Annotated in this window: 23 protein-coding genes and 1 riboswitch; of the genes, 15 read left to right on the top strand and 8 right to left on the bottom strand. The window is 46.6% G+C overall.

Annotated elements, in window-relative coordinates:
• Window positions 1-10 precede the first annotated feature (10 nt).
• Both mgrA and AC1DFM_RS10935 read right to left on the bottom strand, forming a co-directional pair.
• A complete protein-coding gene (gene mgrA / locus AC1DFM_RS10930; protein ID WP_477076760.1) occupies window positions 11-1,003 on the bottom strand; it encodes an L-glyceraldehyde 3-phosphate reductase in 993 nt (330 codons plus the stop codon).
• 151 nt (window positions 1,004-1,154) lie between these two features.
• Entirely contained in the window at window positions 1,155-2,066 is a 912-nt protein-coding gene (locus AC1DFM_RS10935) for an acyl-CoA desaturase (protein WP_477076761.1), read from the bottom strand.
• Window positions 2,067-2,234: 168 nt separating this feature from the next.
• Between AC1DFM_RS10935 and AC1DFM_RS10940 the strand changes: the two genes are divergently transcribed.
• From AC1DFM_RS10940 to AC1DFM_RS10980, 9 genes are all read left to right on the top strand, one after another.
• Window positions 2,235-2,804, top strand: a complete 570-nt coding sequence (locus AC1DFM_RS10940) for an HdeD family acid-resistance protein (RefSeq protein WP_477076762.1) — start codon at window positions 2,235-2,237, stop codon at window positions 2,802-2,804.
• A gap of 99 nt (window positions 2,805-2,903) precedes the next feature.
• On the top strand, window positions 2,904-5,513 hold the full coding sequence (locus AC1DFM_RS10945) for a M1 family metallopeptidase (protein WP_477076763.1): 2,610 nt from the start codon (window positions 2,904-2,906) through the stop codon (window positions 5,511-5,513).
• A 160-nt stretch (window positions 5,514-5,673) separates the two neighbouring features.
• Complete coding sequence (locus tag AC1DFM_RS10950; RefSeq protein ID WP_477076764.1) at window positions 5,674-7,143, top strand: cobyric acid synthase; 1,470 nt, start codon at window positions 5,674-5,676, stop codon at window positions 7,141-7,143.
• A 12-nt stretch (window positions 7,144-7,155) separates the two neighbouring features.
• Window positions 7,156-8,178 carry a pyridoxal phosphate-dependent aminotransferase gene (locus tag AC1DFM_RS10955; protein WP_477076765.1) on the top strand — a complete coding sequence of 341 codons (1,023 nt, stop codon included), beginning with the start codon at window positions 7,156-7,158 and terminating at the stop codon, window positions 8,176-8,178.
• Window positions 8,163-9,212: an adenosylcobinamide-phosphate synthase CbiB gene (gene cbiB, locus AC1DFM_RS10960; RefSeq protein ID WP_477076766.1), complete on the top strand. Its 1,050-nt coding sequence runs from the start codon at window positions 8,163-8,165 to the stop codon at window positions 9,210-9,212. Before AC1DFM_RS10955 ends, cbiB begins: the two co-directional genes overlap by 16 nt.
• 34 nt (window positions 9,213-9,246) lie before the next feature.
• Window positions 9,247-10,077 (top strand): Rossmann-fold NAD(P)-binding domain-containing protein, encoded by an 831-nt coding sequence (locus AC1DFM_RS10965; protein ID WP_477076767.1) that lies wholly within the window; start codon window positions 9,247-9,249, stop codon window positions 10,075-10,077.
• A 395-nt stretch (window positions 10,078-10,472) separates the two neighbouring features.
• Window positions 10,473-10,778: a hypothetical protein gene (locus AC1DFM_RS10970; protein ID WP_477076768.1), complete on the top strand. Its 306-nt coding sequence runs from the start codon at window positions 10,473-10,475 to the stop codon at window positions 10,776-10,778.
• 2 nt (window positions 10,779-10,780) lie between these two features.
• On the top strand, window positions 10,781-11,065 hold the full coding sequence (locus AC1DFM_RS10975) for a DUF6881 domain-containing protein (RefSeq protein ID WP_477076769.1): 285 nt from the start codon (window positions 10,781-10,783) through the stop codon (window positions 11,063-11,065).
• A gap of 43 nt (window positions 11,066-11,108) precedes the next feature.
• Entirely contained in the window at window positions 11,109-11,324 is a 216-nt protein-coding gene (locus tag AC1DFM_RS10980; RefSeq protein WP_477076770.1) for a hypothetical protein, read from the top strand.
• Window positions 11,325-11,342: 18 nt separating this feature from the next.
• On the opposite strand, the gene AC1DFM_RS10985 is transcribed toward AC1DFM_RS10980, so the two are convergent.
• Together AC1DFM_RS10985 and AC1DFM_RS10990 are read right to left on the bottom strand one after the other, a co-directional pair.
• Window positions 11,343-12,035 (bottom strand): uracil-DNA glycosylase family protein, encoded by a 693-nt coding sequence (locus AC1DFM_RS10985; RefSeq protein WP_477076771.1) that lies wholly within the window; start codon window positions 12,033-12,035, stop codon window positions 11,343-11,345.
• An 8-nt stretch (window positions 12,036-12,043) separates the two neighbouring features.
• Window positions 12,044-14,080, bottom strand: coding sequence for an ATP-binding response regulator (locus AC1DFM_RS10990; protein WP_477076772.1), 2,037 nt, complete (start codon window positions 14,078-14,080; stop codon window positions 12,044-12,046).
• Between the two features lie 368 nt (window positions 14,081-14,448).
• Here AC1DFM_RS10990 and AC1DFM_RS10995 point away from each other — a divergent pair, with 368 nt between their 5' ends.
• Both AC1DFM_RS10995 and AC1DFM_RS11000 read left to right on the top strand, forming a co-directional pair.
• Window positions 14,449-15,696: a YdcF family protein gene (locus tag AC1DFM_RS10995; protein WP_477076773.1), complete on the top strand. Its 1,248-nt coding sequence runs from the start codon at window positions 14,449-14,451 to the stop codon at window positions 15,694-15,696.
• 126 nt (window positions 15,697-15,822) lie between these two features.
• Window positions 15,823-15,939: riboswitch (SAM riboswitch) on the top strand.
• 150 nt (window positions 15,940-16,089) lie between these two features.
• Window positions 16,090-17,262, top strand: a complete 1,173-nt coding sequence (locus tag AC1DFM_RS11000) for a trans-sulfuration enzyme family protein (RefSeq protein WP_477076774.1) — start codon at window positions 16,090-16,092, stop codon at window positions 17,260-17,262.
• Here AC1DFM_RS11000 and AC1DFM_RS11005 read toward each other — a convergent pair.
• Complete coding sequence (locus AC1DFM_RS11005; RefSeq protein ID WP_477076775.1) at window positions 17,219-18,403, bottom strand: dicarboxylate/amino acid:cation symporter; 1,185 nt, start codon at window positions 18,401-18,403, stop codon at window positions 17,219-17,221. The genes AC1DFM_RS11000 and AC1DFM_RS11005 overlap by 44 nt on opposite strands.
• A gap of 125 nt (window positions 18,404-18,528) precedes the next feature.
• Between AC1DFM_RS11005 and AC1DFM_RS11010 the strand changes: the two genes are divergently transcribed.
• Complete coding sequence (locus AC1DFM_RS11010; protein WP_477076776.1) at window positions 18,529-18,852, top strand: NirD/YgiW/YdeI family stress tolerance protein; 324 nt, start codon at window positions 18,529-18,531, stop codon at window positions 18,850-18,852.
• A gap of 9 nt (window positions 18,853-18,861) precedes the next feature.
• Here the strand turns inward: AC1DFM_RS11010 and AC1DFM_RS11015 are convergent, their stop codons facing one another.
• The gene (locus tag AC1DFM_RS11015) at window positions 18,862-19,836 is read right to left on the bottom strand and encodes a sulfite exporter TauE/SafE family protein (protein ID WP_477076777.1); all 975 of its coding nucleotides are present in this window, start codon (window positions 19,834-19,836) and stop codon (window positions 18,862-18,864) included.
• Between the two features lie 173 nt (window positions 19,837-20,009).
• On the opposite strand from AC1DFM_RS11015, the gene AC1DFM_RS11020 reads away from it, so the two are divergent.
• A complete protein-coding gene (locus AC1DFM_RS11020) occupies window positions 20,010-21,302 on the top strand; it encodes a hemolysin family protein (RefSeq protein ID WP_477076778.1) in 1,293 nt (430 codons plus the stop codon).
• An 11-nt stretch (window positions 21,303-21,313) separates the two neighbouring features.
• Window positions 21,314-22,177 (top strand): pirin family protein, encoded by an 864-nt coding sequence (locus AC1DFM_RS11025; protein WP_477076779.1) that lies wholly within the window; start codon window positions 21,314-21,316, stop codon window positions 22,175-22,177.
• Between the two features lie 123 nt (window positions 22,178-22,300).
• Here AC1DFM_RS11025 and AC1DFM_RS11030 read toward each other — a convergent pair whose 3' ends face one another.
• On the bottom strand, window positions 22,301-22,537 hold the full coding sequence (locus AC1DFM_RS11030) for a hypothetical protein (RefSeq protein WP_477076780.1): 237 nt from the start codon (window positions 22,535-22,537) through the stop codon (window positions 22,301-22,303).
• Window positions 22,538-22,810: 273 nt separating this feature from the next.
• On the opposite strand from AC1DFM_RS11030, the gene AC1DFM_RS11035 reads away from it, so the two are divergent.
• Window positions 22,811-23,440 carry a hypothetical protein gene (locus tag AC1DFM_RS11035; RefSeq protein ID WP_477076781.1) on the top strand — a complete coding sequence of 210 codons (630 nt, stop codon included), beginning with the start codon at window positions 22,811-22,813 and terminating at the stop codon, window positions 23,438-23,440.
• A gap of 86 nt (window positions 23,441-23,526) precedes the next feature.
• On the opposite strand, the gene AC1DFM_RS11040 is transcribed toward AC1DFM_RS11035, so the two are convergent.
• Complete coding sequence (locus AC1DFM_RS11040; protein ID WP_477076782.1) at window positions 23,527-25,119, bottom strand: beta-N-acetylhexosaminidase; 1,593 nt, start codon at window positions 25,117-25,119, stop codon at window positions 23,527-23,529.
• Between the last annotated feature and the right edge of the window lie 43 nt (window positions 25,120-25,162).

Here is a 25,162-nt window from a genome sequence, read left to right on the forward strand (position 1 = left end):
CGTCCGGGAATTATTTGAGGATGGCTTCGATGGCATCCAGTTCTTCTTTCGTAAAAACAGTATTTTTCAAACTATCCAGGTTGTTATCCAGCTGCGCTACGGAGCTGGCGCCAATCAATACCGTGGTAATACGCTTATCTTTCAGTATCCAGGCCAGCGCCATCTGGGCGAGCGATTGCCCGCGTTGTTGCGCCAGCTGGTTTAATTTTTTCACCTGTTCAATTTTAGCCGGCGTTACATCGCCTTCCTGTAAAAAGCCACTCGGCTTGCTGGCACGTGAACCAGCCGGAATGCCGTTCAGGTAACGATCCGTCAGTAAGCCCTGCGCCAGCGGAGAAAAAGGTATACAACCCACGCCATTTGCTTCCAGCACATCGAGTAAACCGTTTTCTACCCAACGTTCAAACATACTGTATTTGGGTTGGTGAATCAGGCACGGTGTTCCCAGCGATTTCAGTACGGCCACGGCGGTACTGGTTTGCTCGGCGGTATAATTGGAGAGCCCTACGTATAAAGCTTTCCCCTGTTGTACAATGCTGTGCAGCGCGCCCATAGTCTCCTCTATCGGCGTAGCAGGGTCCGGACGGTGAGAATAGAAGATGTCTACATAATCCAGCTGCATGCGGCGTAGGCTTTGGTCCAGGCTGGAAACAAGGTACTTGCGGGAACCCCAGTCGCCATAAGGGCCAGGCCACATCGTATACCCCGCTTTGGTGGAAATAATCAGCTCATCACGAAGATGCCCGGTAAAATCCTGTTTCAGTATCCGGCCGAAATTTTCTTCTGCACTACCCGGTACCGGACCATAGTTGTTGGCCAGGTCAAAATGGGTGATCCCTTTGTCGAATGCACTACGGATAATACTACGTCCATTCTCAAAATTGTCGATAGAACCGAAGTTGTGCCATAATCCCAGTGAAACGGCTGGTAGCTGAACGCCACTCTTACCGCAACGGTTATAGGTCATTTGACTGTATCTGTTGGCTGCTGGAGCGTATTGCATGGAATTTTATATTTTAGGAAAACAAGATAAAAAATAAAAGGGAAACAATTATGGAGGAGCTGAAAGCACAAAGCATAAAGCAAAAAGCTATTGCCGCGAGTGATATACGTGACAATAGCTTTTTGCTTTATGCTTTGTGCTTTTAGCTTTATTAATGTGCTTCTTCCACTGGTACGCGGTCAGCAGCCAGCTGTGTAAGCTTATTGCTATTCTTCAGTTTCGCAGGTACCGGACGTATTTCCCATACGATACCGAACAAACCTAATGTTTTGATAACATAGTAAGTGATATCAAACTCCCACCAGTAGAAGCCTTGTCTGGCCGCACTCTGATAATAGTGGTGGTTGTTATGCCAGCCTTCCCCGAGCGTAACCAAAGCCAGGATAGCACTGTTGCGGGATTCATCTCCCGTATAATATCTTTTATTACCAATTTTATGCATGAGCGAGTTAATGGTAAAAGTACCATGGTACAATATCACGGTGCTCAGGAAGAACCCGATCAGCAAGGTAGATAAACCTGCGTGCCAGTCGAACCAACCAGTACCATTTACTTTGTTACCCACAAAATATACGGCGATAGCCAGTACCACTGCAGGTATCATATGCCACTTGTTCAGCCATAATAATTCTTTGGCTTTGTGATCCTTGATCAGGTCAAAACGGGTTGGTTTATATTCTGGTCCCATGATCCAGCCAATATGTGCATACCAGAAGCCGTAAACATTCGCTGAATGCGGATCTTCAGGGGTGTCACTGTGTTTGTGATGGATACGGTGATTGGCTGACCACCATAAAGCGCCTTTCTGCAAGCTGCTTTGTGCACCACCAGCGAGAATAAACTGGAAGAATCTCGACGTTTTAAAAGCACGATGAGAGAAATAACGATGATAACCCGCCGTCACAAAGAACATGCGTACTACATACAACACGCCACATAAGATCCAGTCAAATGCTGTTGTGCCGGTAAAAAAAGCTAATAGAGGCACAGCGTGTATGCCCATGAAATCTGCCTGGTGCCACCAATTAGGTGGTTTTCTGTCTTGCTTAATCGCCTTATTCATGCCGCAAAGATAATTTCCGTCTTTTGTTTAAACTATGATTTTAATCATTTTGACAAAGTTATGTGCTTTCCTCCGTTTTTCCCTGAAGGAAATTCCACCGAACTTTTTACGATAGAAGGTGTTAGAGGAATTGTATTACTACCCATTATTAACATTAAAGTAACGATTATGTCACAAATTATCTCCGCTGTTCGTAATAATGTGAAGTATTGGTGGCTCTATCTACTCAACGGGATTATCTTTCTCATTGCCGGTTTCATTGTTTTCTCCAATCCATTCAGCAGCTACGTATTACTCAGTATTTTTTTTAGTATTAGTTTATTTATAACAGGAATTTCCGAAATCGCTTTTGCCCTCAGTAACAAGAACGCTCATACGGGCTGGGGATGGGCGCTCGCATCGGGAATTGTGGATGTGGTCATGGGTGGGATACTGATTGGCTACCCCGCTATCAGTATGGCGGTACTCCCGTTATTCCTGGCCTTCTGGTTTATGTTCCGGGGCATTAGCCTCATTGGATTTTCCATACAGCTGCAAGCCGATAGTATCCCCAATTGGGGCTGGCTGCTGGTGGGAGGCATCCTCTTAATTATCATCGCCATCGTAATACTCGATAACCCCGCCCTGGGTGTGGCCGCCATACTGGGACTCATGGCCGCAGCGTTTTGGGCAACCGGTATTCTCAGCATCCTGTTTGCCTTCCGCTTACGACATGTAAAGAAAGCACTCAGTATATAAAAGATGGGTTATATAAAAAAAAGTCAAAAGCAGCGGTACAAAACTCGCTGCTTTTGGCTTTTTTATTATATTCGGTTTATTATAATCTAATCTCTTCCGATGAAAGTCAACAAAATCTATGCTATTGCATCCATGTTACTATGTGGCGTGATACAGCAGGGAACAGCCCAAACCACGTCTAAATACGACCAACATGAGGCTTTTGCTCCGTTGTTTTACCCCACGCCGGGTAACGAGTACCGCAGTGCCGGCGGCCAACCTGGACCCAAATACTGGCAGAACGCTGCCGATTACAAATTAGACGTTACCCTGGATACTTTACAACATCGCATCAGTGGTACCGTTGTCATTACGTACAAGAACAATAGTCCGGACCACCTGCCCTTTTTGTGGCTGCAGCTGGATCAGAATATATACCGGGAAGACTCCCGCGGTTCTGCTACAGTAGCCGTTTCTGGCGACCGGTTCGCCAATAAAACATATACTCAGGGCTTTGAACTGAAAAACGTGAGCATCATCAGCAACGGCAAAACCATTGCTGCTAACTACCTGGTGAATGACACCCGTATGCAGATCAAATTGGCCGATGCCATGAAATCGGGCACCTCCCTGCAAATAAAAATCGAATATGCCTACACCGTTCCGGAATATGGCACCGATCGTACTTCCCGCCTGCGCACCGCTAACGGATGGATATACGAAATTGCACAGTGGTATCCCCGTATGGCCGTATATGATGATATTCTCGGATGGAATAATATTCCTTACATGGGTGCATCGGAGTTTTACCTGGAATATGGCAACTTCGATTACAACATCACGGCACCCGCTAACATGATCCTCAGTGGCTCCGGTCAGCTGGTCAACGAAGCACAGGTGCTGACACCGAAAGAAATCAGTCGCCTCGCGAAAGCCCGCAACAGCGACCAGGCCGTGTTTATCCGCGACAGCTCCGAAATTAATACCGGCACCGCCAAAGGCAACCGTACCTGGCATTTCGTATGCCAGAACTCCCGCGACGTAGCCTGGGGCGCCTCTGCTGCCTTTATCTGGGATGCTGCCCGTATCAATTTACCCGGTGGTAAAAAATCCCTCGCCATGTCACTCTATCCGGTAGAAGTGGCCGGCAACGCCGCCTGGGGCAGATCCACCGAATTTGTAAAAGGCTGTATTGAACATTACTCCAAACAATGGTACGTATATACGTATCCGGTAGCTACCAACATCGCTGGTACGGTAGGAGGAATGGAATATCCTGGTATCGTGTTCTGCTCCTGGAAGTCTACCAAAGGTGGCCTGTGGGGTGTAACCGATCACGAATTCGGACACAACTGGTTCCCGATGATTGTAGGCTCCAACGAACGTAAATATGCGTGGATGGATGAAGGCTTCAACACCTTCATCAACGGTATCTCTACCACCGAATTCAACAAAGGTGAATTCAAAGTACCGCAGCCGGTACAACGAATTGCTCCTATGCTGTTTTCAGCTAAAGCAGAACCTATTTTAACCACCCCCGATGTACTTGATATGGGGTACCTCGGCGTGGCCGCTTACTTTAAACCTGGCATGGGACTGGAATTGCTCCGCAACCAAATCCTCGGACCAGAACGTTTCGACTATGCCTTCCGGGAATATATTAAACGTTGGGCATTTAAACACCCTACACCATGGGACTTCTTCCGTACCATGGAAAATGCTTCCGGTGAAGACCTGGCCTGGTTCTGGCGCGGTTGGTTCTTCAATACCTGGAAACTGGATCAGAGTGTGAAAGGAGTACAATATGTGAAAAGCGATCCTGCACAAGGCGCTATGATCACCATTCAGAACCTGGAACAATTACCCATGCCGGTAGTGATCGCCATTAAAGATGTGAATGGTAAATCAGATACGGTACGCCTTCCGGTGGAAGTATGGGAACGCGGCTCCAGCTGGACTTTCCACTATCCGTCTACCGTGAAACTCGCCAGCGTAGCGATTGATCCGGCAGGTAATTTCCCCGATATCAATCCTTCCAATAACAGCTGGAAAGCCGATGCAGGACAACCAATACCTGCCGGTACTACGGCCACGGCTATACTAAACAAGTATATTGATGCTATTGGTGGCGCCGATAAACTGAAAGCAGTAAAAGACATGACAGTGCTGGAAGAAGGAGAAGTAGCCGGTACCAGCCTGGAGTTCACCATGAAACACAAACAACCGGATAAGGCGCTGGTACAGGTATTTATTCCTGTTGCCAATCTTACTGCCATGAAGATGGTGATGAATGGTAATAATATTACTATGTCAAATGCCGGAAAAGATTTGCCGTTGTCAGCCACAGATAAAATGATCATCAAAGATAAGTATCTGTTGTTCCCTGAACTCAACTTTGCATCACCAGACTATAATGCCAAGCTGGAAGTAGCGCCTGTAATGGAAGACGTAAATGGCTCGCCAGCTTATGTGGTGAACATTGCAGCCCCCAGCGGTGCGTTATTCCGGAACTACTATGATGCTAAAACCGGTCTGAAAGTACGTGGGGTATCCCTCGCCGGACAAGAAGGCGGTGGCGGAGAATCCAGCATTGACTACAGCGATTACCGCGAAGTAAATGGTATCAAATTGCCTTTCAAAATAGCGACCAACATGGGCGGATATAATTCCAACCTGCAGCTGAAAAAAGCTACTATGAATGATGGGTTAAGCGACGATATTTTTAAGTAAGCAGAAAGCATAAAGCTTAAAGCAAAAAGCTATTATAGCGGATGATGAAAGCGTAGGATTAAATATCCGCTCTGATCATCCGCTATAATAGCTTTTTGCTTTAAGCTTTATGCTTTCTGCTTCTTTATATATCTTCGTCCTACTTAACGACGAGATGCATATGAAACAACTTCGGCCGGTCATGTTTGTGGGTACCGCTTCTGATGTGGGGAAGAGCGTGATCACTGCCGGGTTTTGCCGTATTTTCCGGCAGGATGGATATACACCTGCTCCCTTCAAGGCGCAGAATATGTCGCTCAATAGCTATGCTACTCCCGACGGACTGGAAATAGGCCGTGCACAGGCGGTACAGGCAGAAGCAGCCGGTGTACCCGCTCAAACAGATATGAACCCAGTGTTGCTGAAACCTACCAGCGATCAGCGTGCACAACTGGTATTGCATGGTAAACCTGCCGGTAGCCAGTCGGCCTGGGAATATTTTATGGAGAAGGATAAGTACGCCTTATTTGAAGAAGTAAAACAGTCCTTTAACCGGCTTGCGGAACGTTATAGCCCTATCGTCATGGAAGGCGCCGGTAGCATCTCTGAACTGAATCTCCGGAGCCGCGATATCACCAATATGCGCATCGCTTTGCACGCCAATGCTGCCGTATATCTTATTGCAGATATTGATCGCGGTGGAATTTTCGGCAGCGTGTATGGCACCATCGCCCTGTTACCTCCGGAAGAAAAAGCGTTGATCAAAGGCATTATCATCAATAAATTCCGCGGCGATATCCGCCTGTTTGAAGACGGACGCAAACAACTGGAAAGCCTCACCGGCGTGCCGGTTACAGGGGTATTGCCGTATTATCACGATATCCATATTGAAGAGGAAGACGCCGTATCCGGCTCTCTCAAACATCGGCAGCGCATGGCCGGCCGCATCAATATTGCGGTGGTTTTGCTGCGGCACATGTCTAACTTCACCGACTTTAACGCGCTGGAAAAAGACGAACGCGTGCACATTTTTTATACCGATAATCCCGCGGAAATCACGGCCGCAGATATCATTATCATCCCCGGTAGTAAAAACACCATCAGCGATTTAGTCGCCATTAAAAATAACGGGACCGCTGCCGCTATAACGGAAGCGCATAAACGAAATAAAGTAGTCATCGGTATTTGCGGCGGTTACCAAATGATGGGGGAGGAGATTGCTGATCCCTTTGGAGTAGAAGGTCCGGAGGGAAGCATTCCCGGCCTGGGCATATTACCAGTAACGACCGTACTCACCCGCGAAAAAACCACACAACAACGTCAGTTCCGTTATCGTGGCCACGAAAAAATTTGTGAAGGATATGAAATCCATATGGGAGAAACCTCTGCCCGGCAGCCTGCTCCGCTCAATGAACTGACCAATGGCAACACAGATGGCTACTTCCTCCATTCACGGTGTTGGGGGACCTATCTGCATGGCATCCTCGACAATGATATTATCATCAGCGACCTGCTGTCGCAATGCGATAAATCCGCGGTAGTAAAGGAGTTTGATTATAAAAAATTTAAAGAAGAACAATATAATAAACTGGCCACACATATTCGTGAACATCTTGACATTTCAGCTGTTTATAAGGCACTGGAATTATAATATTATTATCTTATGATACAAGGACACGGCGACGATGGTTACTTGTTTGACCAGCCCGTTAAAGCGGACTTCAGCTCTAATGTGTGGTATGGCGGCCTGCAGGAGGGACTGAAAACCCATCTTAGTAGTAAGATAAGCGGCATAGACCACTATCCCGACGCCGGCGCGGAAAAACTACAGGGCATGCTGGAAAAACAGGCAGGCTTGTCTGCCGGCAGCATCCTCGTCACCAATGGCGGCACAGAGGCTATTTACCTGGTAGCACAAGCCTTTACCGGCGCTACCGTGACTATCGTGGCGCCCACTTTTGCCGAGTATGCAGATGCCTGTAAACTATACCGGCACCAGGTACAATACCTGTTGTGGGATAAGCTAACGCCCGATACCAGCTTCAACACTGACATGGTTTTTCTCTGTAATCCTAACAATCCTACCGGGCAGGCGTTGGACGATCATGCGTTGCAGCAGCTGATTCAGCGGAACAAGCACACTATATTTATTGTCGATGAAGCCTATATTGAATTTACGCTGGGTGCCGCCACCATGATACCACATCTGCACCGCTTACCAAATGTTTTGGTACTCCGGTCGCTCACCAAAACCTGCTGTATCCCCGGTTTGCGCCTGGGATATATTGCCGGTAGAAAACAATTGCTGGACCGTGTACGCGCCTATAGAATGCCCTGGTCGGTAAATAGCCTTGCGCTGGAAGCAGGTTATTATATCCTGGAACATCCCACGCAATTTGCGTTATCAAAAGAAACGCTCTTACAGGACACCTTTCATTTCTGGGAGGGCATCCGTAAGATGCCGGAGTACAGGGTATCGCCTACGCATACACATTTTTTTCTGTTCGAAACACTGACCGGAACCGCGGCTTCGCTGAAAGCATGGCTGATGGAAAACCATGGTATCCTTATCCGGGATGCCTCCAATTTTTACGGGCTGGAACAAGGACATTGCCGCGTGGCTTGTCAGAGTACCGCCAACAATACCTTACTGATTACCGCATTGCGCCAATGGAGCCTGTACTAAAATTCGTATTACCGTTACTGTTAGGATATGCCGCTGATTTATTACTGGGTGATCCGCGTAGCTGGCCACACCCGGTAAAGGGGTATGGTACTTTGATTCAGCGGGGAAACCAATGGCTGAACAAAGGAAGTGCGCGTTTTTGGAAAGGCGCGTTATTGACCATGATCCTATGTACCGCCGTTTATTGTTTTTTCTATTTTGTACAACAGGGCCTGGAACAATGGCCGCTGGCCTGGTATGCCTTCAGCAGCGTTTTTGTGTTTTTTGCGCTGGCCAATAAAAGCTTGCTGCAGGAAGGCAAAGCTGTATTTGATACGCTGGATAAAGAAGGGGTAGAGGCCGGAAGGGAGCGACTGGCATGGATTGTTGGCCGTGATACCGCGCAGCTGTCGCCACAGCAAATTCGTATAGCCGTGCTGGAATCAATGTCGGAAAACCTGAGCGACGGCGTGGTAGCACCCCTTTGCTTTTACGCCATACTCGGACTACCCGGCATGATGTTGTATAAAATGATCAATACACTCGACTCCATGATCGGCTACAAAAATGAGCAGTACCGGTACTTTGGCCGTTTCGCTGCCCGGCTCGATGACGTAGCGAATTACATACCTGCCCGCATTACCGCATTGCTGATGATTTTGTTATATGGTAGCAGTCGCGCCTGGCATTTTATGCTCCGCTATGGATCTGCACATGCCAGCCCTAATTCCGGTTACCCGGAAGCTGCATTGGCAGGCATTCTCGACTGCCGCTTTGGTGGACCAAATACCTATGGCGGCGAGTTGGTGAACAAGCCGTATATCGGGGAAAATGAACGCGACATTGAGCATGACGAATTCAAAAAGGTGATGTATATCAACCATGCGGTTACTTTCGTGATGGTGATTTGCATCGTCGCTGTAAAATATTACCTGATTTGGGTGGCCGGCAATAACCCGGATGTTATAACTTCGCGGCCAACAGTTTCAGCACCGTATGCGGTGGTAGAGAATATGCCCCGGCAAAATCCAAAGTGTATTTTATTACGGATATAGTAAGGAAGTTGTTAGGTCATGGTAAAGTTTTAATATGCACACGAAGCAAACGAAGATTAGCATTTTAAGTTGCGGATGGCTGGGAAAGCCATTGGCACTGCATCTGCAGGAAGCCGGCTATGCTGTAAAAGGAGCCAGAACCTCCGCCGCGGGTGTGGCGGAACTCACTGCCCTTGGCCTGGAAGCCTACGAAGTTATTTTATCAACAGAGGTACTTACCGGCCCGGATGCTTTCTGGGACGCTGATATACTCATCATCAATATTCCTCCCCGTAAGGAAAGAGGGGCAGAAGCACATGTGGAAGAAATTGCGCTGTTGAGCAGTTTCCTGGAAACAACGACTATCAGCAAAGTTATATTTATCAGCTCTACCTCTGTATATGCCGATATCAACGGACTGGTAACAGAAGAAAGCCAGGAGTTGCCTGAAACGCCTAATGGACTGGCATTACGCGCTGCAGAGAAACAATTGATTATGGCCACCCGCTTTGAAACCACCATCCTGCGTTTCGGCGGATTAATCGGCTACGACCGCCTGCCTGATGAGCGTCGCATACGCGAAGGCAAACGAAACAATGAGCAACCTATGAATGTGATCCACCGCGACGATTGCATCGGGGTGATCCGCACCATCATAGAAAAAGATATCTGGGGGGAAACCTTCAACGCCTGCGCTACCGGGCATCCGCTGCGATCCAACTATTATAAAGCAGCCGCACAAGCCATGGGTATATCAGTACCCCGCCGCTTATCGGTGGAAGACCAGCCTTATAAAATAGTCAGCTCCCGTAAACTTCGGTATGCATTGGAATATCCTTTCAAATACGATGACCCGTTAATGGTTTTTGGTGAGCTGAAAGCATAAAGCGGAAAGCAAAAAGCTATTTTAGCGGATGATCAGAGCGGATTTTGTCTTTTTCAGGATTAAACTGATTATACTGATTTCCCGATTTTTATTTTAAAGAATTTGAAAAATTGATAAGATTAGCGGAGATAGATGGGTATATTATTCATCCATCTCCGCTAATCTTTTTTAATCTCAAAAAACAAAATCAGTATAATCAGTTTAATCCTGAAAAAGACAAAATCCGCTCTGATCATCCGCTAAAATAGCTTTTTGCTTTCCGCTTTATGCTTTCTGCTCAAAAAAAATTTGTTTACATATATTAAAATCGCTATATTGTTATACTACCTCGCTATGCCAACGGGAGGTACGATTTAACCATTGAAAGATTATATCACCTAAACCTAATTAAAGCCGTGAATCTGCTGCTACTTAGCCTGTTTGCCCTGGCATTATGGCTGATGTTCTCCCTTTACCGGAGCCACAATCGCAAAAGGGCCGAATACCTGCTGCCGGTAAGATCTGCGAATATTGTAAAAATCCGCAGTTACAAATCCTTTGGTATCATCGCCACTATCCGGTTTAAAGATGACCTCACCCCACAGATAGGGGACCGGTTACACGAAGAAGGAAATATTTACCAGATAACGGGCGTTGTCACGCCGGATTCGGCCACAGAACAACCAAAGGATACCTGGGACTGCCGCCTGGTAAAAGTATAATGATGGAGTACCTGAAAATTTCATGGCTGCATCGTTTTGAAGATCAACCCATATTTCTCTACAGTGAAATAGACAATCAGCGTTTTGAAAACCGTAAGATCGAAATCTATGATGATGGAAGTTTCGGTATCGCCAATTGTAATTTTCATTTTGGAGGTACGGCGTTGTCAGACCTTGTTATGCCTGAAATAGCGGACATTAGCGGCGATAAGCTATTTTTCCCTGAGCTGATTACGCAGGCGGAATTTGAACTGATCTGGAATCAATATTATTATTTTTTGTCCTGACATTGCTGGTCCGTGATTTGCTGAAAGATCTGAAAAGGATCTTATGAACGCTTTCATGATTAAAACATCCGGAGGTCGCTTTTATGTAAAGCCCAGCTCCGCTGAACGCTTTTTAGTAGATGTAAATGGGGAGGAAATAATAATGGAGAAAGATGAAGACGGATATGTACGCGCACCAGGCGCTACAGACAACGGTCATCGTTTTGAAATGGGTTTACTCAACAGTATCGCCGATCAGATCGCCGTACAAACAGCGTAAAAAATCCACAAAGCGTGGTTATTGGTGATCCGCAAAAGCCGACAGGTACTTGTCAACGTACTGGTCCTTGGTTTTGCTTTTATATTGCATCACAAACCGCGGATGCTCCAATGGCACAATCGTTTTGAAGAAGCGCTCCTGCGCATTTAACGCCTGCAGAAATGCTGCGTTTTTCCCCGTACCCATACAATAACATACCTCCCGGTCAATATTCCATTCCAACTGTTCCTTTAGGCTACTCACAATAAAAGGATAAGCCGCTTTGGTGAGCGCAGCGCTGTCGTAATAATTATAATTCACTTCTTTCCCGCCTGCCTGTAAAGCGGTAAACCCAAGCGGACAAATACTGCTGATATAAAAGTGTTGGTAAAAAGGTTTTACACCCCCGTAGGCGTCTATCACATCATATACAAATACAGAGGAAGGTTCATGCGTTTTCAGGCCCTTAATTTCGATGCCACACTTCTCCAGCATTCGTTTGGTATCGGTAAAGGGAACGCCGGTAGAGCCAGAGCCTAATCGGCCGGGATTGATGCCGAGAATGAGTTGCCGCGGCTTTTTATCGTCATAAAATTTCTTATAAAACTGTGTCATGATATCCATGATGCCTTCCCCTTCTTTAAAAGGATTCATGACACGGATACCTGCTGGCAGTTTACCCGAAAAATGCAGGTGGCTGTTGAATGCAATAATCTGATCGGCGATAGTCATGCCGCAATTTACGCCATTTGATGATGGCGCGTAATTTTCTCCAGGATGTCCTCCTCGCGGTATGGCTTCATGATGTAATCATTTAATCCCGAGCGGAGATACAGCGCAATATCATCTTCCAAAACATTACCGGTAATGGCAATAATGGTGACGGCTGCCTTCTTTTTATCGGGCAGTTCCCGGATCATGGCAGTCAGCATCAGGCCATCTATGCCGGGTAAGTCGATGTCGGTCAGCACAAAATCAAACGATTCCCGCTGGTATACTTCCAGCGCCTCTTCTGCAGAGGAAACAATGAGGTAAGTGGCCTGCATCCGGTCGAGCATAAGGGCTAACAGCTTCTGATTCAGGATGCTGTCTTCTACTACTAACAATCTGATGCCCGCTGGAATAATGGGGCCTGGGGATGTATTGCTCACGGGGACAATAATTTTTTTGGTAGCAGGAGAGGGTGTTATCAACTGGTACCTGATTTCAAAATAAAACGTAGTGCCTTTCCCAGGAAGGCTCTCCACATGGATTTTACCGTTGTGAAGATCTATTATCTTCCTGGAAATATGTAATCCTAATCCACTGCCTTTATGATAATGATTATTTCCCTGGGAGAAAGCGTCGAAGACCAAAGGTAATTCTTTATGGGAAATACCGGGCCCGGTATCTTTTACACTAACCTGCAACAGATTATTTTCCCGCACATGTGCCGTAACGGTTACGCTGCCCTGCTCCGTAAATTTAATGGCATTGGCCACCAGGTTAATCAGCACCTGCTTCAACCGGAAAGCATCGCCCATCACCAGCAGGGTACTGGGGAAATAGATGTTGACGATCAATGAAAGCGATTTCATTTCTGCCTGTACTGCCAGGGAATTGCAAACTTCCTCAATGGCGGTGCGGGGCGCAAACTTTTCCTGTCGCAGTACCGGTTCCGCTGTCTCCATCCGCGTATAGTCCAGCACGTTATTCACTACCTGTAACAACATATCTGCTGAATGACGTATAGCCGACACCGTTTCCGGCGTTCTATCCTGTTCCAGTAAATAGGTAAAGCCCAGGATCGACTGCACCGGGGTACGCAGTTCATGGCTGATAGTTGCGGCAAAATCACTTTTCTGCTGCGCAAATTTTTCTGCATCCTGCTTGGCTCTTAACAGCGCCAGATCATAGCGGTACAGGCGAATCAGGCCATAAATAATAATACCGGCCATTAACAGGATCAATGGGATTTCCCAGTAATTGTGTTTATCCAGTTTATACAGGGAATGGTCAATATCTTGTCCTAATTGCAGGCGTCTTTTATCCGTTTCATCCAGCATATGTTGCTTTAGTGCGGCCATCTGATGCAGCAATTCTGTAAACAACCGCTCGTTGGCCACTACCAGCGCATATTCTTTCTGCTTCAGGTTATTATGGCTTTCGGTAGCCTCTTTTATAAACTTCGTATAGGCATCCTGTATTCTTTGCAGCTGCTCTCTGGTAAATGCTTTATTACTGGCAGGGGCATCATGCTGTACAATCCTGACTTCCTTATTCGTTTGCTGAATATTAGGCTTGTTGCTGATAGCGTCTTTAAGACGGCCAAACAACTTTTTACGGCCTTTGCTGTGGGCGGTTTCCGTGGTAACTACCGTATCTGCCTGTTGCTTTGGTTGCGCGATCTGAATACTGCTCAATTGCTGTACAGGGGAGGGCTTGTCCGTAGTATCCCATACCTGCGATAATTGCAATAACGAATCTACGTATAGCCGTGTCTGTAAGAACAGCTGTGATTTCCGGGCTTTATCCGCCAGGAGGGCTTCCATTTGCCGCTCTCCCTGTTTGGAGTCGACCGCACTGTCCAGATGCGCGGCGATCAACTTCAGCTGGCCCGCATAAGTATTCAGATAATGTTTGTCGTACGTAAGTGTATAGATACGGAAATTGTTATCAGCAGCATATAACAGCTGCATGGCCTGGTCAATATGACCGGCATCTGTTTTAGTGGCAACAAGGTCTTTTACAACAATACCTAACTGCTGAGATTCCCGTTTCCGTAAAAAGATGATCATAAAGAATGTCATCAATACCAAAACCATTATCGTTAGCACTGTATAGCGTACAAAGGTTTTTTTCTCGTGGGTCTTATACATCGTGATTTTAAAATTGGGTGTTGGCTTTAGGTTCCGTTGGACCGCCCACGAAAATAAATGAATTAATTGGCCATAACTAATGGATAATCAATGTAAATCAATGATATAGGTATTTGTACACTTCTGAATTAAATATGTATTGTGTTAATTTATACATTATATTTTTTTATTTATTGAAAGATGGGTATGCCGCCATTACCCCTCTATTCCTCTTATATGTGATAACTTTTAGTGGAACAACAACCCTTAATATTTTTTTAGTATTGTTGTGATATAATTTTTCCCTGATGCAGTATCTGAAAAGTTGTCTTACCTGTTTGCTGTTCCTTACATTATCATCATTTGTTTACAGTCAATCAGTCTACCCGGACCCGCAGTATAAATTTATAACCGGGCCTAATGTGTTGCAGGACCGGAATTTTTACCTGTTTACCCTGTTGGAAAAATTACCCGACTTGCCTTTGTTGCTGAATAACGACAGCGCCCTGAAAGCCCTGGGGGAAACATACAAACAACGTATAACCCATCCCGTGAGTAAAGCAGAAAGCCCGGCTACGCTGTTGTTTTCAGCTGCCACCATACAGCAAACTACTGACGCCCTTACCCGTTTAATGCAACAACATCCGGCGCCATTTGCCCGTTTGACACAGGAAATGCGCGCCAGCGGACTGTTTGAACTGCACGCCGGAGAAAGCGACGCGGGGCTGCTTTCCGCTGCCTGGAAAGATGCAGCCGATGGAATCAACTATATCATTAACGCCTATACGAATGGCACTGGCATGCGCTACGCCATGATTGACTCTGGCCGGTTTTATGTGCTGTCGCCTTCCTATAAAACCGCCGTGCAACGCAGTATTACCCGGATCGGAAAGCAAAGTAAATCCGCTGATTTGTTCTTCCAGCCTTCCTTAGCGCTGGCACTGGACCTGCTGGAACTCAATCACCGGGATGAAGCGGGACGCTATGAGCCTATGTCGGCCACTAACGGTGAAGTATATCCGCAAATAAAGAAAACCGATTGGACAAAATATACCTATTCCGCCATGCTGATACTCGGCGCCAGCCCCTCCGGTAAAGAAGCCCTGAGCGATGCTGGTAAAGGCCGTTGCCGCGCCGGCGCAGAGTTATTTAATAAAGGTATGGCGCCGTTTATCATTGTATCCGGCGGTCATGTAAGACCAGTAGGTACCTCGTATTCAGAAGGAGTGGAGATGAAAAAGTACCTGGTCAACGAACTGAAAATCCCCGCTAATGCTGTAATGGTGGACCCTTATGCCAGACACACCACCACCAATGTACGCAACGCCGTCCGCATTGCCTGGAGAAGTGGCATCCCCGTTAACAAACGGATGTTGTGTGTGTCTGATGCCATGCACCTGGTATATGTCAACAGCCCAGTGTTTAAACAGCGTTGTACTACAGAGCTGGGATATTTGCCTGCGGCAGATATCCAACAAGCGGATCTTTACTTTTTGTCGTTCTTACCAGACCTTCGCTCCCTGCAGGCCAATCCCCTCGATCCATTAGATCCTTGATACAGCGGCTTCCCGGAGGTATTCATCTCTCATAAAAAAATAAAAAAACAGAAGTCTACTGATTTTGTAGGAAAATAAATTTGGTGGTTTGTTTTTCTGTATTATCTTTGCACCAGTTCTTTAGATAGCTTATCAAGAAAGGAGGAGGGAAATGGCCCAACGATACCTTAGCAACCATCCCCCGCTGTTAGCGGGGAGAAAGGTGCTGCATCCATCCTGGCGTTTAGCTGGGAAAGATAAGTCAGATACAAGTTTTGCAATACATTATTATATCTATATAATGATCAAACTCATCTGGCTACAGGTGAGTTTTTTTATGCCCCTACCTTCCCCGATATGCTCATTTAACGGACCTGTTTAATCAATTTTCATCAAACTAAAAATCAAAAACAGATGAGCACAATTACTGAATTAATCCATTCAATTCCCGTAGATCCCCGTACTGGCGCTATTGCAGTACCTATTTATCAAACGTCTACTTTCGTGCAGGACGCACCCGGTGTAAATAAAGGATACGACTATGCGCGTTCCAATAACCCCACCCGCGAAACGGCAGAAAAAATTATCGCACAACTGGAAGGCGGAGCCGCGGCATCCCTCTTTGGTAGTGGATTGGCAGCGATTGATGCCGTGATTAAACTCTTGAAATCCGGTGACGAAATCGTTGCCGTGGATGATATCTATGGCGGCGCTTTCCGGCTCTTTCATAAAGTATATGAGAAGTTTGGCATTCGCGTGACCTATGTAGATACCTCCGATACACAGGCGGTATTCAATGCCATCACACCCGCTACCCGTTTAATATGGCTGGAAACGCCTACCAATCCTACGCTTAAGATCTCCGATATTGCTGCCATTGGCCGTATTGCCAAAGCGCATAACATTTTGTTTTGCGTGGATAATACCTTTGCATCTCCTATTCTGCAAAAGCCCCTGGAGCTGGGCGCAGACCTGGTGGTACACAGCGCCACCAAATATCTCGGCGGACATAGTGACCTCATTGCCGGTGTAGTGATTGCTAAAACAATACCGCTGGCAGAAGAAATTAAATTCTATCAAAACGCCACTGGCGCCATCCTCGGGCCCTTCGATAGTTTCTTACTGATACGCGGTATTGAAACGTTGCACCTGCGTATTAAACAGCATGGAATCAACGCACAGGCGTTGGCGGAATACCTGGAAAACCATCCGGCGGTAGATAAAGTATACTATCCCGGTCTGCCATCCCATAAAGGTCATGAGCTGGCAAAGCGCCAGAGCAAAGGATTTGGCGGCATCATTTCTTTTACATTGAAGAATGATAGCACCGAAGCAGCTACTGCTTTTGTAACGTCTACCCAATATTTCAAACTGGCAGAAAGCCTGGGAGGGATCAAGAGTTTGTTATGTCATCCGGCAGCCATGACACATAAATCTATCCCCGCTGAAAAGAGAAGAGCCGCAGGGGTAAGTGATAGCCTGATCCGCCTCTCGGTAGGCCTCGAAGAAACCGCCGACCTCCTGGCTGATCTGGAGCAGGCCTTTACGAAGCTGCCGGCGAGCGTCCACGCAGAAAGCGTGTTGTAAGCATGGCGGCAACATTGTCGCCCGTAGCATTCAGGATAGTGGCCAACGGATCTACCAGCGTGCCAATGATCATCAGCGGCGGCAATGCTTCCACGGGGAAGCCATAGATGCTCATCACCAGCAGTTCGCCGATGTAGCCGCCATTGGGAATACCGCCTTCCACAATACTGGCAATAACGGTAACGCCCATGGCCATGGCTACTACAGTAACGCTGTCGAAGCTTCTGCCAAACATACTGAATACCACCGCCATTTTTATAATAGAGGAAATGCTGGAGCCATCTTTATGCAGGGTGGCGCCCAGCGGTACCACCACATTACCAATATCTGCCGGTACCCCCATTTTGCTCACCGCTTCCAGATTAGCGGGTATAGTGGCGATACTGCTGCCTGTGCCCACAGCGGTGAGCGTAGGAATGATATTATTTTTCCAGAAGATTTTAATGCCCGGAAGTCCCCCGGCGATAAACGCATAAAACGTGAAACCGAAAATGAAATAAACAATACCGAAGCCATAATAAATGCCCAGCGACTGCGCGTAGGTGCCAAACAGCTGTGGCCCTACGGTGCCCACCTGGTAAGCGAAATAAGCACCCAATCCCACCGGGCCTATTTTCATAATCACGCCCAGTACTTCCTTCATCACTTCATTGCCGGAATGCAAAAATTGCCGGAAGGCTTTACCAGCCTCGCCTACACGCATGGCCGCAAATCCGATGAGCCCGGAAAAAATAATGAAAGGCAGCATATTTTTGCGCGACAACAACTCATAAAATTCATTCACTGTTACTAACCGGCTCAGTTGATCGCCCCAGTTGCCCGGCTGCTCCAGGTGCAGGGTTTTAGATAATACTACCGACTGATGAATCGGGAAAATCCATACGGCTACAATGGTCAGAAAAGCAGATATCAGAATGGTACTGAGGAATACCAATGACATGGTGCCTAATATTTTCCCCAACTTATGCCCCGCCTCTATATGGGCCATGGCATTGGAAATACTGAAAAATACCAGCGGTATAATGACCGTAAATAACAGGTTTAAAAAAATATCGCCGATAGGCTTAATAATAACGACTTTTCCCCCGAAAATCAGTCCCGCTATACTGCCGGCTATAATGCCACCCAGCAGCCAAAACATACTACTGTAATTTTTAAGAAATCCCATGAATGAAATTTATAAGATACAAGATAGCCAAATGTGCCCGATCAGTGAACAATCAGACATGATTATTGTTTATGCTGTTAGCAAAACCATCTGTCACCATGAAAAGCTTGCTGCTCTGTTTGTTGCTGCCCTTTTTCGTCCAGGATCGCACCTATACCATAGGAGAGGTGATGCGCAATGCCAGACAACTGCATAATGACAGCACCGCGGTACAGGTGACCGGCTATGTGACCAAAAAGTTGCGTGATAACAATTACCTTTTTGAAGATAAAACCGCAGAAATCCAGGTAGATATTGATCCCCGCTATCTTCCCCGCAAACCCTTCAGTGATAAGGATGCGGTCACCATCAAAGCACTGGTACAGTACGAAATCAACAAACCCATTACCCTGAAGGTAAACCAGGTAGTTAACAACGACTAACGCCGAAGACTATATGATTTTTACCAGGAAGCTGTAAATACTCTTCATACTTACCAGGATTACAATCACCGCTACCGCGACCATAATTGTTTTGGCAGAAATTTTATTGGATACTTTGGCTGCAATAGGAGAAGCAATGGCGCTGCCTATTACCAGCCCCAGTACTGCATCCCAGTGAACGTGAGAGAGTACGGTGATAAAAGTGAGAGAGCTTAGCATGGCAATGAAAAAACGGGTAGCCTTCACCGTGCCCAGTGAAAAGCGGGGATGCCTGCCACCGGCAATCAGGGAGGATAATACAATAGATCCCCAGCCGCCGCCGCCAATAGCATCTATAAAGCCGCCTCCAAAGCCCAGGAAGCCAATTCGCTTTATTTTTTTAACGACATGTTTTTGGCGTTGCGCACGGATAGCCCGCAACAGGATGATGGTACCCAGGATCAGGGTATATAAGGATACTACCGGCTTCGTATACATCGCATAATGTTCCAGGGAAGACAGCAGGTAAGCACCAATTACGGCGCCCGCAATGCCGGGTAATATGAGGATTTTAAAGAGCTTCTTGTTTACATTGCCCATCCGTTGGTGCATCCAGCCTGCAATACCGCAGCTCAGTATTTCCGAAATATGCACCGCCGTGCTGGCAGATGCCGGCGGAATCCCCATCGACAAGGAAAAAGTAGTGGAAGTGATGCCATAAGACATACCAATGGCGCCATCAATCATGGCAAATATGAAACCGGCTATCAGGAAATAATAAAAAGTAGGGGGTACATCCTCCACATACGTGCGAAAATCCGGCGATTGCCACCAGGATACACCTAATATAATCGCCAATAATAAAATCCCGCCCAATCCAAATATCCAACGCTGCTTTTTTAGCGCACCATTGTCACCGGCGCTGCTATTCACGGGCACTATTGCCTTTGATTCCGCTGTGGTAGTGGTTACCGGAGCATCCAGGGTAGTAAGTTCTTTCTCCATTTTATATATTCCAGGCCTTAATTCACCACAAAATACATAAACTCTATGAAATAAGTGGACTATCGAAGAAAAATTGCGATAAGAGAGGCGATAATTCGCCATTCTCCAAAATACTACAACGTATAAAAATTGATTTACCTATATTTGGGGTTGCGAACCAATCTACGAACTACATGCTTTGGCAACTTTTCTGGACAATTATTTTAGTGCTATTAAACGGATTCTTTGTTGCGGCAGAATTTGCCATTGTTAAAGTACGTACCTCTCAAATCAACAGCAAGGGCGGTATGGCCAGCAAAAGGGCCACAGCAGCCGCTAAAAGCGTGTTAAGTAACCTGGATGGTTATCTGGCAGCCACACAATTAGGGATCACCCTGGCCTCCCTGGGTCTGGGTTGGGTAGGAGAGTCGGTTATGACCGCCATTGTGCTCAAAGGAATGGATCATCTGGGTATCCACAACATTTCCCACGGCGTTGTAGAAGGTGTTTCCGTCGCCATTGCCTTTACCATCATCACGATATTGCATATTGTTTTCGGAGAACTGGCCCCTAAGTCAATGGCTATCCGTAAACCATTGCCTACTACTTTGGCCGTAGCCATACCACTGCGCGTGCTCTTCGTTATTTTCCGTCCATTTATCTGGATGCTCAATGGCCTGGCCAACAGCATCCTGCGCCTCATCGGGATTACGCCGGCTGGTGAATCGGAAATTCACTCTGAAGAAGAACTGAAACTCATTATCTCGGAAAGCCAGGAAGGAGGCGCCATCGAAGAAACAGAACGGGAGCTGATCCAGAACGTTTTTGAATTCGATGATAGCCGCGTAAAAGAAATCCTGACCCACCGCAAAGATATTTCCGCACTCGATGTCAATCTGCCCCTGGATCAGCTCATTGACCAGGTAATCAAAGATGGCTATTCCCGCTACCCTGTATTCAGCGGCTCCCTCGATGAACTGAAAGGCGTGATATATACAAAAGACGTTGTAAAAGGCATGCACGAAAAAACGCTGCAGGACATTAAAGATATCATGAAGCCGGTATTCTATGTACCCGACAGCATGAAAATCAAAGACCTGCTCCGTACTTTCCAGGGCCAACGCCTGCAAATGGCCGTAGTCACCAACGAATTTGGCGATACCGAAGGTATTGTTACCATGGAAGATATCCTGGAAGAGCTGGTGGGAGATATACAGGATGAGCATGACCACGAAGCACCCATCGTTGAACAGAAAGACGATAACTTCATCGTGGATGCACATGAATACCTGGCTGATATTAATGAATTGTTACCTTACCCACTGCCGGAAAGCGAACATTATGAAACGCTTTCAGGTTTAATCAACTACACCCACGGAACAATTCCCCGCGAAGGAGAAATGATCATCATCGAAAACTACGAAGTGCTGATCCTTAAAATGTTCCGTAGCTCTGTGGAGAAAGCGCGACTCAAACTGATCCGATAAAATAAATTTTTATGGAGAAGAAAATACTCCACGTCCTGGAAGGACGCGAAAAACATATTACAGATACCGAAGTGGTGCGGCAGTCCTTACCCACTATGCAGTTCCGGTTTGCCAGCCCGTTTATTGTGGTGCACCATATGCCGGAGAAGTATTTCGCGCCGGGATCACCGGAAGACCGCCTGCATCCGCACCCTCACCGCGGTTTTGCACCAGTTACCTTTATGCTGCAGGGCCAGGGCTATCACCGCGATAATGCCGGTAACGCCATGACTGTTACCGCCGGTGACGTACAATGGATGTTTGCCGGAAAAGGTATCCTGCACAGTGAAGGTCCCTCTGCTGAATTCCTGGAGAAAGGAGGCAACTATGAACTGCTGCAACTGTGGTTTAACGTACCCGCCGCCCATAAAGGTGAAGCACCGTGGTATCAATATATCAAAGGCGTGGAAATGCCGCCGGTAGCAGTGAAAGAAGGTGTGCACCTGACCCTCATTGGTGGCGAGTATGAAGACAGAAAAGGACCGCTGAAAAATTTCACACCTGTTACCGCCATCTGGGGAAACATAGATGCCGGAAAGGACGTAACATTAACGGCTACACGTGGATACTGGACGTTGCTCTATGTAGTGGATGGTGGCCTGAAAGTGAATGGTACTGATGTAAGTGGATACCACCTCATTGTTTTTGATAAAGATGATGAGAATGCAGACATTCATATCACCGCTACTGAAAATACCCGCATCCTTTATCTATGCGCGGAACCTATCGATGAGCCTGTAGCAGCTAAAGATAATTTTGTCATGAATACCGCAGAAGAAATTGAACAGGCCATGGCAGACTATAAAAATGGTTTGTTTGGCACACTGGAGAAATAGCTGAAAGCATAAAGCATAAAGCATAAAGCAAAAAGCCATTGTAGCGAGTGATCAAAGCGTATTAATATTCGCTGTAATCACTCGCTACAATGGCTTTTTGCTTTATGCTTTATGCTTTCAGCTTTACAATGTATCCCTTCGGTGCCTCCACGTTGTATCCATTTTTTTCCTTTCCTTATTCCGATGATGTCTCATGGTAGTATCCAGCGGTGTAGGAGGAACCGTATCCTGCTGGAAAATTTCAATATTAGCGCGATCATTTGCCGGAGCAGCCTGCACAGCACGGTCCGGATTTCCCCTGAAGAAAACAAGCAGGGCAAGTATTATCACGAATCCAATAGTAGCCGGAAGGTTTTTCATATAATAAAGATTTATGTTCAGAGATGATATAAGCAGATATCGTGCTTTTTTAGCCTATATGGCCGTATTTGTTATAATCGCCTGAAACATACTTCAGTGGCTTTTTTGCCGGCCTGAAACATAGCGTCAGCACTGTGGATATTGTCCATCAATCAGTGGAAAGTGGGACACAAAACAGGGCTTTCAGCGTTGCCAGGGAAGGCACTGCTTTTGTAGCGCATTCCACATGGAGGTATGATTTTCTCCGGTATCTTTAATGAAAAAATAGCAGCTATGTGGTACGATAAAATAAGTATGGCCGGTTTCCTTGTAGTGGCAACTCTTTTCGCCTGTAACAGCCCTATGCAGAATAAGGCAGAGCAGGCGGCACATGATTCTGCCAATAAGCACCCCGTTACTCCCAACACACTGGATGGTACATCTGTAGAACGGGATACCATCTTCGGTGATTACCGTATTGCGGTGATCACCAAAGGCAACGGCTATATGCGCGATCTCTACCTGGCTGTTGGTTCAAAAAAAGACACCACCATAGCCGACAGTATCGTGGAAAGAGATGTGAAAGGAGCGCTAAGAAACCTGCTGATCGCCGATTTGAACGGAAACGGCCAACCGGAAATTTATTGCACCATGTTGTCTGAAGGAACCGGGCATTATGGAAGAATTTATGCCTTTGAGCTGCAGCATCCTGTTGTCCGTATTGATGTATCGGCGATTGACACGATGGAGCAGGCAGCTTACCGCGGACAGGATAGCTTCGCCATCAAAGGAAAAAACCTTGTCCGTACTTATCCGGTTTATCGGGAAGGCGCGTCAGATGCACTAACGGCGAATACGATGGGGATCATCCTGTATGGCCTGAAACAGGACGGTGATACGCTGAAGTTGTTACCATTGAAATGAACGACGTTATCCTGCTGAAAAGAGGAAGCGACGAACAAAAGCAGTGATTGCTTTCATCCGTCGCTTCCTCTTTTTTTATAAATGCCTTATTTATTATAACCGATACCTTCCTTATCCCAGCGTGCATAGAAGAATTGCAACGCTTCCTGGAATTGTGTAAAGTTTTTGTTGGCAGGCAGCGTCCATCCATCTTCTGCATAGGCCGCCAGTCTTGGAAATACCTGGTGATTCATCGCTTTATTATCTGGTATCCATTCGCCCCACATCTGGCAGCCGCTACCCAGTATTTTTGAATAATATTTTGGATCTAATCCTGCAGGAATAGGATCGAAGCTATAGGCCTTTTCCAGAGAGATATCACTATAGCTGTAATCCAGGTAAGTAGCAGCATGATAGGAATTTACCACATCATATCCTTTGGACACCGCATCTGTGATGAGGTTGAGTTCTCCCTTCCAGAACTGAACAATGGTGCCCGGCGCCAGTTTTTCAGTGGCAGCTACATCTTTGCTATCAGTAAATTCATGGAGCTTGCTACCCATAATTTCGTTCCAGCCGGTCATACGACGGCCTTTCTTCGACAAGTAATTGGAAATGTTGTTGGTGAAAAAGATCTGTAAATCGGCTGGAGAAGCCAGTTTATGGGCAGCCATGTAAGATTGTACACCCGCGTCTTCTTTCCATTGATTGTATTTTACTTCATCCCCGCCAATATGAATTACTTTAGATGGGAACAACGCAATTACTTCATCCAGTACATCCTGTAAGAAGCTAACAACCTTAGGATTGCTAACATTAAATACGTCGTAATGTACCCCGAAGGTGCCTGGTACTTTAATCGGTTCGCTCTTGGTACCTAACCACGGATAGGCGGCAATAGCGGCGCTGGAATGGCCCGGCATCTCTATTTCCGGTACAATGGTGATGTGCCTGTCGGCCGCATATTTAATAATGTCTTTGATTTGTTCCTGGGTATAGAAGCCCTGATGCACTTTGCCATCAAAATTTTTGCTGCCCCAGCTGCCTATCTGTGTGGAATCTCTTCTGCCTCCCACGGTGGTGAGCAAGGGATATTTTTTGATTTCTATGCGCCAGCCCTGATCATCGGTGAGATGCCAGTGAAACATATTCATTTTCAGCAACGCCATTTCATCCAACAGGTGTTTCACGGTTTCTCCACCTTTGAAGTAACGGCCTTCATCCAGCATAAAGGCTCTCCAACCAAAGCGGGGCTTGTCTTTCACAGATACGGCTTCCACCGTACAGGCGTTTCCGTTAGCCACGATTAATTGGCGCAGCGACTGGATGCCATAGAAGATACCTGCATTGGTAGCGGCAGTAATGGTAACACCGGCAGGTTGTACCAGCAGCTGGTAGCCTTCTGTACCGAGGTCCTGTTTTAATTTTTCATTTAGTGTTAAACGGATGAAGTCCGTTTTGGCTGTGGGTTTCAGCGAGAGGGAAAGTCCATATGTTTCCTGCAGGGTTTGTAGCAGCTGATTAGCCTCGCCGGCGCTCTTACCTGGAATGATAGTAGTGGCGCCGGATAATGTAAAGGTGCCGGACAACGTCTTTACTTCCGACGGTTGCGGAATAATATGAATGGCCTGAACGGACAGGGTGCCAGCTGATAGCAGCAGCATAAAAGCCCCCGCCAGGGTGTTGCGTAGTTTTAACATACGTCGGATTTTAATTGTTCATGTTCACTGGTGAAAGCGAAAA

This window comes from Chitinophaga sp. 05T412, assembly GCF_056396465.1.